At 74.6% G+C, this 12,717-nt stretch carries 11 protein-coding genes and 1 riboswitch; of the genes, 6 read left to right on the forward strand and 5 right to left on the reverse strand.

From position 1 onward, the window contains the following. The first annotated feature begins 53 nt into the window (after positions 1-53). The 5 genes from AC5L34_RS11720 (at position 54) to AC5L34_RS11740 (ending at position 6,053) form a co-directional block, all read left to right on the forward strand. Positions 54-1,283 (forward strand): winged helix-turn-helix domain-containing protein, encoded by a 1,230-nt coding sequence (locus tag AC5L34_RS11720; RefSeq protein WP_494824828.1) that lies wholly within the window; start codon positions 54-56, stop codon positions 1,281-1,283. Next, entirely contained in the window at positions 1,280-1,930 is a 651-nt protein-coding gene (locus tag AC5L34_RS11725) for a DUF2752 domain-containing protein (RefSeq protein ID WP_494824830.1), read from the forward strand. Before AC5L34_RS11720 ends, AC5L34_RS11725 begins: the two co-directional genes overlap by 4 nt. Before the next feature lie 665 nt (positions 1,931-2,595). Then, on the forward strand, positions 2,596-3,339 hold the full coding sequence (thyX, locus tag AC5L34_RS11730) for an FAD-dependent thymidylate synthase (protein WP_494825006.1): 744 nt from the start codon (positions 2,596-2,598) through the stop codon (positions 3,337-3,339). A 46-nt stretch (positions 3,340-3,385) separates the two neighbouring features. Next, the gene (gene dapA / locus AC5L34_RS11735) at positions 3,386-4,312 is read left to right on the forward strand and encodes a 4-hydroxy-tetrahydrodipicolinate synthase (RefSeq protein WP_441175298.1); all 927 of its coding nucleotides are present in this window, start codon (positions 3,386-3,388) and stop codon (positions 4,310-4,312) included. 52 nt (positions 4,313-4,364) lie between these two features. Then, positions 4,365-6,053, forward strand: a complete 1,689-nt coding sequence (locus AC5L34_RS11740; protein ID WP_089001472.1) for a ribonuclease J — start codon at positions 4,365-4,367, stop codon at positions 6,051-6,053. 77 nt (positions 6,054-6,130) lie between these two features. On the opposite strand, the gene AC5L34_RS11745 is transcribed toward AC5L34_RS11740, so the two are convergent. The 3 genes from AC5L34_RS11745 to AC5L34_RS11755 all read right to left on the reverse strand — a co-directional run bounded on the left by AC5L34_RS11745 (position 6,131) and on the right by AC5L34_RS11755 (position 9,162). Continuing rightward, positions 6,131-6,964 carry an isocitrate lyase/PEP mutase family protein gene (locus AC5L34_RS11745; protein ID WP_441175297.1) on the reverse strand — a complete coding sequence of 278 codons (834 nt, stop codon included), beginning with the start codon at positions 6,962-6,964 and terminating at the stop codon, positions 6,131-6,133. Between the two features lie 72 nt (positions 6,965-7,036). Then, a complete protein-coding gene (locus AC5L34_RS11750) occupies positions 7,037-8,686 on the reverse strand; it encodes a YbjN domain-containing protein (RefSeq protein ID WP_494824832.1) in 1,650 nt (549 codons plus the stop codon). Further along, positions 8,683-9,162 carry a type III secretion system chaperone family protein gene (locus AC5L34_RS11755; RefSeq protein ID WP_089001469.1) on the reverse strand — a complete coding sequence of 160 codons (480 nt, stop codon included), beginning with the start codon at positions 9,160-9,162 and terminating at the stop codon, positions 8,683-8,685. Before AC5L34_RS11755 ends, AC5L34_RS11750 begins: the two co-directional genes overlap by 4 nt. A gap of 113 nt (positions 9,163-9,275) precedes the next feature. On the opposite strand from AC5L34_RS11755, the gene AC5L34_RS11760 reads away from it, so the two are divergent. Continuing rightward, a complete protein-coding gene (locus tag AC5L34_RS11760; RefSeq protein ID WP_441175295.1) occupies positions 9,276-11,726 on the forward strand; it encodes an FtsK/SpoIIIE family DNA translocase in 2,451 nt (816 codons plus the stop codon). 142 nt (positions 11,727-11,868) lie between these two features. Here the strand turns inward: AC5L34_RS11760 and AC5L34_RS11765 are convergent, their stop codons facing one another. Both AC5L34_RS11765 and AC5L34_RS11770 read right to left on the reverse strand, forming a co-directional pair. After that, a complete protein-coding gene (locus tag AC5L34_RS11765) occupies positions 11,869-12,114 on the reverse strand; it encodes a hypothetical protein (protein WP_121396024.1) in 246 nt (81 codons plus the stop codon). 91 nt (positions 12,115-12,205) lie between these two features. Beyond that, positions 12,206-12,520, reverse strand: coding sequence for a DMT family transporter (locus AC5L34_RS11770; RefSeq protein WP_101414654.1), 315 nt, complete (start codon positions 12,518-12,520; stop codon positions 12,206-12,208). Positions 12,521-12,583: 63 nt separating this feature from the next. Next, positions 12,584-12,648: riboswitch (guanidine-III (ykkC-III) riboswitch) on the reverse strand. Positions 12,649-12,717: the final 69 nt, after the last annotated feature.

Genomic DNA, 12,717 nt, shown 5'->3' on the forward strand with positions numbered 1-12,717 from the left:
CACCGGTCCAGCGTCCGCACCGGTGTCGTACGTCTGGATTAGGGTGCCCGACGATGACCGCACCGGAATCGCTCTCGCTCGCCCAGGCACGCCGGGTGGCGCTCGCCGCCCAGGGCTTCGCCGACCCCGCGCCCACCGGGGTGCCCACCCGCCGGCACCTGCGCCGGGTGCTCGACCGGGTCGGGCTGATCCAGATGGACTCGGTCAACGTGCTGCAACGGGCGCACTACCTGCCGCTCTACAGCCGTCTCGGGCCCTACCCGACGTCGCTGCTCGACGCCGCCGCCTACCGCCGCCCCCGGGAGCTGTTCGAATACTGGGGGCACGAGGCGTCGCTGGTGCCCGTCGGGCTGCACCCCGCGCTGCGCTGGCGGATGGCCCGGGCCCGCGCGGAGGCCTGGGGCGGGATGCGGCGCATCGTCGAGGAGCAGCCCGACCTGGTCGCCTGGGTCCGCGACGAGGTGGCCGCCCGGGGGCCGCTCACGGCCGCCGACATCGAGCACGACGCGCCCCGGGAGACCGGCAACTGGGGGTGGAACTGGTCGGCGGTGAAGCGGGCGCTGGAGTTCCTGTTCTGGGCGGGGGAGGTGACGGCCGCCGACCGCACCACGTCGTTCGCCCGCCGCTACGACCTGCCGGAGCGGGTGCTGCCGGCAGCGGTGCTCGACGCGCCCACGCCGACCGACGCGGAGGCCCACCGCGCGCTGGTGGGCATCGCCGCGCGGTCGCTGGGGGTGGCCGCCGAGCCGGAGCTGCGCGACTACTTCCGGCTGCCGGTGGCCGGCGCCCGGCAGGCCATCGCCGAGCTGGTCGAGGCGGGTGAGCTGCTGCCGGTCGCCGTGCAGGGTTGGCGGCGGCCCGCCTGGCTGCACGCCGGGGTGCGCCTGCCCCGCTGGGTGCGCGGCAACACCCTGGTCAGCCCGTTCGACCCCCTGGTCTGGGAGCGGGCGCGCACCGAGCGGCTCTTCGACTTCAGCTACCGCATCGAGATCTACGTGCCGGCGGCGCAGCGGGTGCACGGCTACTACGTGCTGCCCTTCCTTCAGGGGGAGCGGTTCACCGCCCGGGTCGACCTGAAGGCCGACCGGAAGGCCGGCGTGCTGCTGGTGCCGGCCGCATGGGGCGAGCCGGGCGTCGACCGGGGCGAGACCGCCCTGGCGCTCGCCGCCGAGCTGCACCGCCTCGCTGGCTGGCTGGGGCTCGACGCGGTGGCCCCGCCCGCCGCCGGCGACCTGGCCGCGCCGCTGGCCGCCGCGCTGGTGGGCGTGGCCGGTGTACGGTGAGCGACGTGACGAGCGTTGACGGACCGGCCTCCCCGTCGCATCCGCAGACGGGCGGGCTCGACGCCCCGCCCCAGGCGGGCCAGGCGGCACCGGCCGGCGGACGGCCCACGGACCAGGCGCCGCCCCACCCGGGTTCGCCCTATCCGGATTCGCCCCACCCCGGGGCGGCCTACCCGGGGGCGGCCTACCCCGTCGCCGAGCCCGACCGGCTCACCCGCTTCGTCGTCCGCCTCTACGACCGCTCACCGCGCTGGGCCGTGCCGCTCGCCGCGCTCGGCTGCGTCGCCGCCGGCATCGGCTACGCGCTGATCAGCGACCCCACGCGCTCCGCGTCGGACGCCGCGCCGACCTGCCTGCTCAAGCTCACCACCGGGCTGGACTGCCCGGGCTGCGGCGGCACCCGCGCGCTCTGGTACGTCCTGCACGGCGACCTGCCGGCCGCCGCCCGGCACCACTTCCTCTTCGTCTTCGCGCTGCCCTTCCTGGCCTACCTCTTCGTCGCCTGGGCCGGGAAGCAGGCGTTCGGCTGGCGCCTGCCCGAGCTGCGGATCAGCTCCCGGGTGATCGGCGTCTTCCTGGCCGCCTGGCTCGCGTTCACGATCCTGCGCAACCTGCCCTGGGCGCCCTTCACCTCCCTCTACGTCTGACCCTCGACCCGCGCCTGGCCCGACGTCCACGCCTGCCGGCCGGCGGTGGCGCTGGGCCCGACGTCCGCGCCTTCGCCGGCCGGTCGCGCCTACGAACCTGCCGCCACCCCGCTCGCCCCGCCCACTCCGCCGGGCTACCGTGATCCGGCCGCCGGTGCCGTCCGTCCGCCCGGTGACCGATCGCCGCACGCGCCCTTTCGAGCTGAATCGTCTACGACATCAGCAGCCGCGACCTCCCTCCCCGTGGGGCCACGGGCGATGGAGCCCGTCCGGCATCCCGGCGGCGGTGCGCCCGTCCGGCGTACGTCGTGGGCAGCCACGCCGGTCGCGCAGGCGGCGTGTGCGCGGGCGACCGGTGCGCGTCCCGCCGGCGCGAGGTCCTCCGCCCGGCCGCCTGCGTGGGGTCCCGCCGCCGGCTGTCCGCGTGGGTCCCTCCCGTCGTGCCGCCGGCCGCCCGCGTCGGGTTCGAGCGCCGGCGCGCGTGATGTCGTAGACGACTCAGCTCGAAAGGGCACGTACGAACCCTGCCGCCACCCCGCTCACCCGGCCGGTCGACCGTGATCCGCCCGTCGGTGCCGTCCGTCCGCCGGTGACCGACATTGCACCCGGCGAGCCTGGCTTGGGCGGCCCGGGGCGCCGCCGCTACAGTCCGAGGAATGCCGGAGATGGTGCAGCCCCAGGTCAAGCTCATCGCGTGGACCCACTTCGAGGCCCCCGACGAGGTGCCGTGGTCGACCGACGCCGAGGGCGGCCAGGCGCTCGCGGAGTTCGCCGGCCGGGCCTGCTACCAGAGCTGGAAGAAGCCCAACCCCGCCACCGCCACCAACGCCGGCTACCTCGCGCACATCCTCGAGGTGGGGCACCTGAGCGTGCTGGAGCACGGCTCGGTCAGCTTCTACTTCAGCGGGGTGTCCCGCTCCTTCACCCACGAGCTGATCCGGCACCGGCACTTCTCGTACTCGCAGCTCTCGCAGCGGTACGTGCCGGAGCGCGACGCCGCCATGGTCGAGCCCTCGGTGATCGCCGACGATCCGGAGCTGCACAAGAGGTTCGTGGAGGCCGCCGAGGCGAGCGTGCGCGCGTACAACGAGCTGTTGGAGGGGCTGGAGCGGCGCTTCGCCGACGTGGAGAACGCCACGCTGCGGCGCAAGCAGGCCCGCCAGGCGGCCCGCGCCGTGCTGCCCAACGCCACCGAGACCCGCATCGTGGTCACCGGCAACTACCGGGCCTGGCGGCACTTCATCGCCATGCGTGCGACGGAGCACGCCGACGTGGAGATCCGTGAGCTGGCGGTGGAGTGCCTGCGGCAGCTCCAGGGCGTCGCCCCGAACGTCTTCGCCGACTTCGTCATCTCGGCTCTGCCCGACGGCACCGAGGTCGCGGCGAGCCCGCACGCCGAGCTGTCCTGAGGCCTTCCCCGGCGGGGCGCCGGTGGTCGTCCGCTAGGTTGGTGGCATGACGCACGACCACCCTGACACGCCCGCCCGGGCGGTGTCCCGCCCCTTCGGGCGAGTGCTCACGGCCATGGTGACCCCGTTCACCGCCGACGGCTCGCTCGACCTCGACGGCGCCGCGCAGCTCGCCAGCTACCTGGTCGACGAGCAGGGCAACGACGCGCTGGTGGTCAACGGCACCACCGGCGAGTCGCCGACCACCACCGAGGCGGAGAAGGAACAGCTCATCCGGACCGTCGTGGAGGCCGTCGGTGACCGCGCCAAGGTCGTGGCCGGGGTCGGCACCAACGACACCCGGCACACCATCGAGCTCTCCGTGGCCGCCGAGAAGGCCGGCGCCCACGGCCTGCTCGTGGTCACCCCCTACTACAACAAGCCGCCGCAGAGCGGCCTGCTGCGGCACTTCACCGCCGTCGCGGACGCCACCGGCCTGCCTGTGATGCTCTACGACATCCCGCACCGGGCGGGCGTGCCGATCGCCACCGAGACGATGGTGCGCCTGGCCGAGCACCCCCGGGTCGTCGCGGTCAAGGACGCCAAGGGCGACCTGACCGCCACGAGCTGGGTGACCAGCCGGACGAACCTCGCCTTCTACAGCGGCGAGGACTCGCTCACCCTGCCCGCGCTGGCCGTGGGCGGCGTCGGCGTGGTCGGCACCTCGACCCACTTCACCGGCGCGCTCACCAAGCAGATGATCGAGGCGTACGACGCGGGGGACACCGCCACCGCGCTGAGCCTGCACCGGCGGCTGCTGCCGCTGTACACCGGCATCTTCCGTACCCAGGGCGTGATCCTGGTGAAGGCGGGCCTGGCGGCCGCCGGCAAGCCCGCCGGACCGGTGCGTTCGCCGCTGGTGGACGCGACCGACGACGAGATCGCCCAGCTCCGCGCCGACAGCGCGGCGGCGGGCCTGGAACTGCCCGAATGACCGAACGACACGACGGACGCCGAGTGACGGCGTCCCAGAATGAGGTGGACGCGTGACCGAGGCGCACTTCGAGACGGAACTGCCCCCGCCGCTGCCGGAGGGTGGGCTGCGGATCATCCCGCTCGGCGGGCTCGGCGCCATCGGTCGCAACATGACCGTCTTCGAGTACGACGGCAAGCTGCTGGTGGTCGACTGCGGGGTGCTCTTCCCCGACGTGGAGCAGCCCGGGGTCGACCTGATCCTGCCCGACTTCGGTCCGATCCTGGACCGGCTCGACGACGTCCAGGCGATCGTGCTGACCCACGGCCACGAGGACCACATCGGCGCGGTGCCGTACCTGCTCGCGCACAAGCCCGACATCCCGCTGGTCGGCTCCCAGTTCACCCTCGCCCTGGTCGAGGCGAAGCTGGCCGAGCGGCGGATCCAGCCCTACACGCTGACCGTGCGGGAGGGGGGCCGGGAGCGGCTCGGTCCGTTCGAGTGCGAGTTCTTCGCGGTCAACCACTCGATCCCCGACGCGCTCGCGGTGGCCATCCGTACGCCCGCCGGCCTGGTGCTGCACACCGGCGACTTCAAGATGGACCAGCTCCCGCTGGACGGCCGGATCACCGACCTGGCCGGGTTCGCCCGGCTCGGCGCCGAGGGCGTGGACCTGCTGCTCTCGGACTCCACCAACGCGGAGATCCCCGGCTTCGTCACCCCCGAGCGGGAGATCGGGCCGGTGCTCGACTCGATCTTCGCGAAGGCCAAGGGACGGATCATCGTCGCGTCGTTCGCCTCGCACGTGCACCGGGTGCAGCAGGTCTTCGACTCCGCCGCCGAGCACGGCCGCAAGGTCGCCCTCATCGGCCGCTCCATGGTCCGCAACATGGGCATCGCCCGCGACCTGGGGCTGCTCAACATCCCGGCCGGGCTGGTCGTCGGGCTGGAAGAGGCGACGAACATGCCGCCCGAGCAGATCGTGCTGATGTCCACCGGCTCGCAGGGCGAGCCGATGAGCGCCCTGGGCCGGATGGCCAGCGGCGACCACCGGCACATCACCATCGCCCCCGGCGACACGGTGGTGCTGGCCTCGTCGCTGGTGCCCGGCAACGAGACCTCGGTCTACCGGGTGATCAACCGGTTGGCCCGGGCCGGCGCCGTGGTGGTGCACAAGGACGTGGCCAAGGTGCACGTCTCCGGCCACGCGCCCGCCGGCGAGCTGCTCTACCTGCTCAACGTGGTCCGTCCCAGCAACCTGATGCCGGTGCACGGCGAGTGGCGGCACCTGCGCGCGCACGCCCGGCTCGGCATCGAGTCCGGCGTCGCCCCCGACCGGGTGGTGCTCTGCGAGGACGGCGACGTCGTCGACCTCGTCGAGGGCCGGGCCAGCCTGGTCGGGCACGTGAAGAGCCGCTACGTCTACGTCGACGGCCTCGCCGTCGGCGACGTCAGCGAGTCGCTGCTCACCGAGCGCCGGATCCTCGGCGACGGCGGGTTCATCGCCACCACGGTGGTGGTCGACTCGGTGACCGGCAAGGTGGTGGGTGGCCCGACGCTCTCGGCGAAGGGCTTCTCGGAGGACCCGGAGGCGTTCAGCCCGGTGATCCCGCTGGTCACCGAGGCCCTGAACCGCGCGGCCTCCGACGGCATCACCGACCCGCACCAGCTCCAGCAGATCGTCCGGCGCACCGTGGGGCGGTGGGTGAACGACGCGTACCGGCGTCGACCCATGATCGTTCCCACCGTCGTCGAGGTCTGACCCGCGCCGACGACGCCCGCCCGCACCCCGTGTGCCGGCGGGCGTCGTCGTGGGGGCACAGGACCGGCCTCCGCCGATCAGGCCAGCAGCGCGTTCAGCTCGCCGTAGCTGATCGCGCCGGCAAGCGAGTCGTACGACCCGGAGCGCAGCGCCTCCTCGGCGGCCCGCCGGACCAGCCCGTACGCCGCCCCGGCGACGGCCGAGCCGAGGCTGACCCGGGCCACCCCCAGCGCGGCCAGCGTGGCGACGGGCAGCCCACCCGGCCCGGTGAGCACGTTGACCGGCCCGTCGATCCCGGCGACCAGCGCGCCGATGGTCTCGGCGTCGACGACGCCCGGCACGAAGACCCCGTCCGCGCCCGCCGCCCGGTACGCCTCCGCCCGGCGCAGCGCCTCCGCCAACCGGTCCGCCGGGTCGCCCACCGCCCGCAGGTAGACGTCGGTGCGGGCGTTGACGAAGAGCCGCACCCCCGCCTCGTCGGCGGCGTCCCGGGCCGCCCGGATCCGGGCGCACTGTTCGTCGACCGGCCGTAGCGCCGACGTCCCGGCCGCGGGGGCGTCCTCGATGTTCACGCCGACCGCGCCGGCGGCCAGCACGCCGGCCACGGTGCGGGCGACCCCGGCCGGGTCGGCGGCGTACCCGCTCTCGATGTCCGCAGTGACGGGGACGGTGACGGCGGCGGCGACGCGGGCCACCACCGCCAGGGCGTGCTCCCGGTCCAGTTCGTCGCCGTCCCGGGCGCCCAGGCTCCACGCGACGCCGGCGCTGGTCGTGGCGACCGCCGCCGCGCCGCAGTCGGCCACGATCCGGGCGCTGGCCACGTCCCAGGCGTTGGGCAGGACGAGCGGGGTGCCGGGGCGGTGCAGGGAGTGCAGGAGCTGGGCGGCGTGCTGCTGGTGCGTCGTCGTCATGGGCACCAGTCCACCAGGGCGCGAGGAGATCGTCCGGCGGGTTTCGGACACCACCCGTGGGCCGCCGGCCGGTCAGGGGAGGGCGGCCACCGCGTCGGCGTACGCGACGCAGGTCTGCACGGCCGCGTCGAGCAGGACCGCGAGCTGGGCGGGGGCCACCCCGTGCGCCAGGTCGGTGGCGACGTGGCCGGCCAGCATCAGCTCGCCGTCCTGCTCGTGCACGTACGCCTTCGGCAGCAGCCGGTCGTGGTTCCAGGCGTTGCAGAAGGCGTACGCCTCCGCGAGCCGGTCGGCCGGCAGCCGGCGGCTCGCCACGGACCGGGCCTGGAGGATCTCGCCCCGCTCGCCGCCGCGCCGGAACTGGATCAGCGCCTCGCCCCACCGGCCCGTCACGCCGCCGCGGTCGTCCACTTCGTAGCGGTCCCCGCGTCGGTCGAGGGCGGCGGTGATCATCGCCACGCTCAGCGGGCGGGGCTCGTCGTCCGGCGGCGGGGCCTCCTCGGCCGGGTCGTCGACGTCGTCGGGGCCGTCGTCGGACGGCAGGGGCACCGGCGCGGCGGCCGGCCGCTCGGCCAGCCAGGACGCGATCCGGCCGGACTGGTGGCCGGTGCCGTTGCGGGCGTCGAAGCTGCCGGCCAGCGCGGTGGCCACGCCCAGCAGGGTCGCGCCCAGCGTGGCCACGTCCAGGTCGGCGGCCGGCCGCACCCCGTACGCGGGGCGGTGCACCGTCCGGCCGCCGAGCCCCGCCTGCACGGCGAGGGCGCAGACCAGCGCCCCGGCGGCGGCGAACTCCATCGCCGACAGGTCGTCGTGCGGCTGGTCCAGCCGGGGCAACTGCTCGGCGAGGACGTCGAGCCCCCGGGCGGGGTGCCCGGCCAGCGCGCACCACCGCAGGTGCGCGGCGAGCAGCGGGAAGGCGGCCCGCTCCCGCCGGTGGCGCCGGTACGCCCGCACGTGCGCCTCGGCCGCCCGCTCCGGCTGGCCGACCCGCAGCCAGGACAGCATTCCGGCGGCCAGCGCCCGCTCCGGTTGCTCGGTGCAGCCGTCCGCGCCGTCGGCGACGTCCCCCAGGGCGGCCAGCGCGGCCGGATGGTCGCCCCACCCGGCGAGCAGGTCCGCCCGCCGGGCCGCCGCGCAGTCCGGGCAGCCGCCGACCGGTCCCGGATCCCCGGCCGCCCAGCGCTCGTAGCACCGCCGGGCGGTCGGCTCGTCGCCGAGGTGGTCGGCGATGCGGCAGCGCAGCTCGGCGACGACCGCCGGGTCGTCGGCGGCACACGCGGCGAGGTCGTCCAACATGGCCCGGGCCTGGTCCAGCCCGACCCGTGGCGAGCCGAGCAGGGCCTCGACCGCGTAGCGCCGGTGGCGCCGCAGCAGCTCGGCCTGGTCGCCGGCCAGCAGCTCGGGGTGACGCTGGGCGGTGGCGAGGCAGCGGCGCAGCGGCTCGACCAGCCGCCACCGCTCCCCGTGCAGGAGGTACGCCTCGATCAACGCGAACCGGGCCGCGAGCGCCGTCCGGTCGTCGCCCGTGGCGTCGGCGTGCGCGGCGATCCGCTCCAGCTCGGTGCTGCGGGCCTCGCCGTCTGGGGTGTCGCGGGCGTCGGCGAGCGCGCCGGCCAGCGCGGGGTCGGGCCGCCGGCCCCCGCGCCGCAGCCCGCTCCACCAGCCGGGCAGTCCGAACGGGTCGAGGCCGCGGCCGGCCAGGCCCCCGCCCTGACCCGTCACGCCACCACCCCGCCGGGCAGCCGGGCCACCTCGGTGGCGAGCTGGCAGCCGGTGGCGATGCCGCAGTCGAGCAGTTGGTCGAGCTGGTGCGCGGTGACGCCGCGCTCCAGGTCGGTGATGACCTCGCCGCAGATTCGGGCCCGCCCGTCGTCCTCGACGTGCACGAACGCCTTCGGCCAGAGCCGGTCGTGGTTCCACGCGTTGCAGAAGGCGTGCAGCGCCGGTACGTACTCGATGGGGAACGTCGGCGCGGTCAGGGTGCGGACCTGGAGCAGCTCCCCGGCGGTGCCGGGGCGCAGGAACCAGATCAGGCTGTCGTCCCAGCGGCCGACCAGGTCGCCGTCGGCGTCGGCCCCGACGTGGTATCCCCGGCTGCGCAGCACGGCGGCGATCAGCTCGCCGGTCAGCGGCTCCAGCGCCCCCGGGTGTCCGGTCAGGGGGCCGTCCCGGCCGTCCTCGGTCTCCGGCGACGGCATGGGGGCATCCCTTCTGAGGCAGATATCACGTGACGCGGCGGGCCCGCGCTGCGACACGCGGACACGACCCGGAAAGGCGGCGTTCTGCCGGGTCACGCCATTAGGTTGATGCTATGGCGGGCCGTACCTCTCAGGCGAGCCGGCGGCGCGGCGCGTCGCCGCGTGGCACCACGAACAGTCGTGCCCGTCAGCCGGCGAAGAAGGCCGGCCGGGCGGCGCCCCGGCGGCGGCCGGCGGCCCGGCCCGGCCCGGGCCCGATCGTCGGGCAGGCGGTCCGCGCACTGTGGATGGGGATGGCGCACGGCGTCGGCTGGGCGTTCCGGCAGGCCGGCTCCGCCCGGGGGCTCGACCCGGAGCAGCGTCGTGACGGCGCGGGCCTGCTGGTCTTCGGCCTCGCCCTGCTCAGCGCGGTGGCCCTCTGGTTCTCCGGCGCCGGTCCGGTCGGCGCGCGGCTGGCCGACACCGTCCGGCTCTTCCTCGGGGCGATCTCGGTCGTGGTGCCGGTGCTGCTGATGATCGGCGCCTGGCGGCTGATGCGCGAGCCCGTCGATCCCGAGCACCGCGGCCGGGGGCTGGTCGGCTGGACGTCCATGCTGGTCGCCACCGCCGCGATGCTGCACATCGGACAGGAACCGGCCGACGCGGGCCAGCGCGACTTCGCCGGCGGCCTGGTCGGCGCCGGCGTCGGCAGCCTCATGGAGCGGGCGGTCACCGCCTGGGTGGCCGTGCCGCTGCTGATCCTGCTGTTGGTCTTCGGCCTGCTGGTGGTCACCGCGACCCCCATCAACAAGGTGCCCGAGCGGCTCGGTCTGCTGTTCGGCACCCGGATCGCCCCGCCCGTCGGGCCGGAGGAGACCGACGAGGCGCCCGCCAAGCCCGCGCGCCGTAAGCGTCCGGCGAAGCGAGCCGCCCCACCGCCGCTCGACCCGGCGGAGTTCGACGAGGACCTCGACGGGGTGGACCTCCAGGAGACCCTGGTGCTGCCCCGCAAGCCCCCGGGCCGGGTCCCGGCCACCCGCAAGCCGGCCGAGCCGCCGGAGCACTCGCCCGCCCCGACCCGGGCCGAGCAGCTCGCGCTGACCGGGCTGTCGGGCGACTACACGCTGCCGCCGGCCAACATGCTCGGCAGCGGCGCGGCCCCGAAGTCCCGGAGCAAGGCCAACGACGAGGTCATCGTCGCGCTCACCGGCGTCTTCGAGCAGTTCGGCGTGGACGCCGCCGTCACCGGCTTCACCCGCGGGCCGACCGTCACCCGCTACGAGGTGGAGCTCGGTCCGGGCGTCAAGGTCGAGCGCATCACCCAGCTCTCCCGCAACATCGCGTACGCGGTGAAGTCGCCCGACGTGCGGATCCTCAGCCCGATCCCGGGCAAGAGCGCGGTCGGGGTGGAGATCCCGAACACCGACCCGGAGAACGTGGCGCTCGGCGACGTGCTGCGCTCGCGGGCCGCCACCAGCGACCACCACCCGATGGTGGTGGCGCTCGGCAAGGACATCGAGGGTGGCTACGTGGTGGCCAACCTCGCCAAGATGCCGCACATCCTGATCGCCGGCGCGACGGGTGCGGGCAAGTCGTCCTGCCTGAACTCGCTGCTGGTGTCCATCCTCACCCGGGCCACGCCGGACGAGGTGCGGCTGCTGCTGATCGACCCGAAGCGGGTCGAGATGACCGGCTACGAGGGCATCCCGCACCTGGTCACCCCCATCGTGACCAACGCCAAGAAGGCGGCGGACTCGCTGGAGTGGGTCGTGCGCGAGATGGACATGCGCTACGACGACCTCGCCGCCAACGGGGTCCGGCACATCGACGACTTCAACCGCAAGGTCCGCAACGGCGAGATCAAGGCGCCGCCGGGCAGCGAGCGGGAGATGCGCCCGTACCCGTACCTGCTGGTGATCGTGGACGAGCTGGCGGACCTGATGATGGTCGCCCCCCGCGACGTGGAGGACTCGGTCGTCCGGATCACCCAGCTCGCCCGCGCGGCCGGCATCCACCTGGTGCTGGCCACCCAGCGCCCGTCGGTCGACGTGGTCACCGGCCTGATCAAGGCGAACGTGCCGTCGCGGCTGGCGTTCGCCACCTCCTCGCTCGCCGACTCGCGGGTCATCCTCGACCAGCCGGGCGCGGAGAAGCTGCTGGGCCGCGGCGACGGCCTCTTCCTGCCGATGGGCGCCTCGAAGCCGATCCGCATCCAGGGCGCCTGGGTGACCGAGCGCGAGATCGCCGACGTGGTGAAGTTCTGCAAGGACCAGCGCGAGCCGGAGTTCCGCCCGGACGTGCTCGTCGCGCCGGACGCCGGCAAGAAGAAGATCGACGAGGAGATCGGCGACGACCTCGACCTGCTGGTGCAGGCGGTCGAGCTGGTGGTCACCTCGCAGTTCGGCTCGACCTCGATGCTCCAGCGCAAGCTGCGGGTCGGCTTCGCCAAGGCCGGGCGGCTGATGGACCTCATGGAGACCCGGGGCGTGGTCGGCCCGTCGGAGGGGTCCAAGGCCCGTGACGTGCTGGTCAAGCCGGACGAGCTGGAGGAGGTCCTGGTCGGGCTGCGCGGCGGCGAGGACTAGGACCGGCCGGCCGCTGCTGGCGCGGGGGCGTTCCCGGTCGTCACCGGCCGGAGGCTGAGCCCGGCAACCGCCCCACAGGGCGCACAGGCGACGGGCCCGCCGGCACGCCGGCGGGCCCGGTCTTCGCCCGGGGGAGCGGGGGTCAGTTGTTGACGAGCGCGTTGATGATCAGCAGGCTGATGACGATGGCGGCCACGTTGGCGGCGGCGGCGTACCAGCCGAGCGGCTTGTCGCCGAGCACGGCGCCGACGATGCCCAGGACCAGCCCGATCACGCCGAAGACGAGCGGGTTGAGCAGGAGCGCGAGGACCGCGAACACGAAGCCCAGGATCGTGCAGATGCGGGCGGCGTTGGTGCGCGGGCGGGCGGTCGAGTGCATGTTGGCCATTGTCTGCCTCCGTGGGTGAGAGCCTTTCCGGTGCCAGGCACAGCTCTACCCACTGTGGCCTTCCGTCACGCCTCGCCCCGGAAGAGGCCGGTCAGTGGAAGATCTTCAGGCCGACGACGCCGGCGACCACCAGCAGCAGGCAGGCGATCCGGGGCAGGCTGGCCGGCTCGTTCAGCGCGAGCATGCCGACCAGGGCGGTGCCGACCGCCCCGATGCCGACCCACACGACGTAGCCGGTGCCGACCGGGATCTCGCGCAGCGCGTACGCCAGCCCGGCCATGCTGAGCACCAGGGTCACCCCGAAGACCAGCGACGGGACGAGCCGCGTGAAGCCGGCGCTGCGGTCGAGGGCGATCGCCCACGCGGTCTCGAGAAGTCCGGAGATCACCAGCACGATCCAGGCCATGGGGAATCACCTCTGCGTCGGCGCCCGGACCGTCGGGCCGGGACGAGTGGGTCGGTACACACACGCGGGGCGTCTTGGCCTGACCGGGTACGCCCACCACTCGTCCGGGGCGACCGTGGCCGCCACGTCCGACGTTAGCACCGGCCGGGCGGCGGCCCGGGTGAGCCGGGCCACCACGACTTGACGTGAACCTCGCT

Source organism: Micromonospora sp. ZG13, from assembly GCF_059359355.1.

Excerpts from the sequence above, each read along its gene's own strand:
- AC5L34_RS11720 (WP_494824828.1), top strand. The coding sequence starts at position 54 with ATGACCGCACCGGAATCGCTCTCGCTCGCCCAGGCACGCCGGGTGGCG.
- thyX (WP_494825006.1), top strand. The coding sequence starts at position 2,596 with ATGGTGCAGCCCCAGGTCAAGCTCATCGCGTGGACCCACTTCGAGGCC.
- dapA (WP_441175298.1), top strand. The coding sequence starts at position 3,386 with ATGACGCACGACCACCCTGACACGCCCGCCCGGGCGGTGTCCCGCCCC.
- AC5L34_RS11745 (WP_441175297.1), bottom strand. The coding sequence starts at position 6,964 with ATGACGACGACGCACCAGCAGCACGCCGCCCAGCTCCTGCACTCCCTG.
- AC5L34_RS11755 (WP_089001469.1), bottom strand. The coding sequence starts at position 9,162 with ATGCCGTCGCCGGAGACCGAGGACGGCCGGGACGGCCCCCTGACCGGA.
- AC5L34_RS11760 (WP_441175295.1), top strand. The coding sequence starts at position 9,276 with ATGGCGGGCCGTACCTCTCAGGCGAGCCGGCGGCGCGGCGCGTCGCCG.
- AC5L34_RS11765 (WP_121396024.1), bottom strand. The coding sequence starts at position 12,114 with ATGGCCAACATGCACTCGACCGCCCGCCCGCGCACCAACGCCGCCCGC.
- AC5L34_RS11770 (WP_101414654.1), bottom strand. The coding sequence starts at position 12,520 with ATGGCCTGGATCGTGCTGGTGATCTCCGGACTTCTCGAGACCGCGTGG.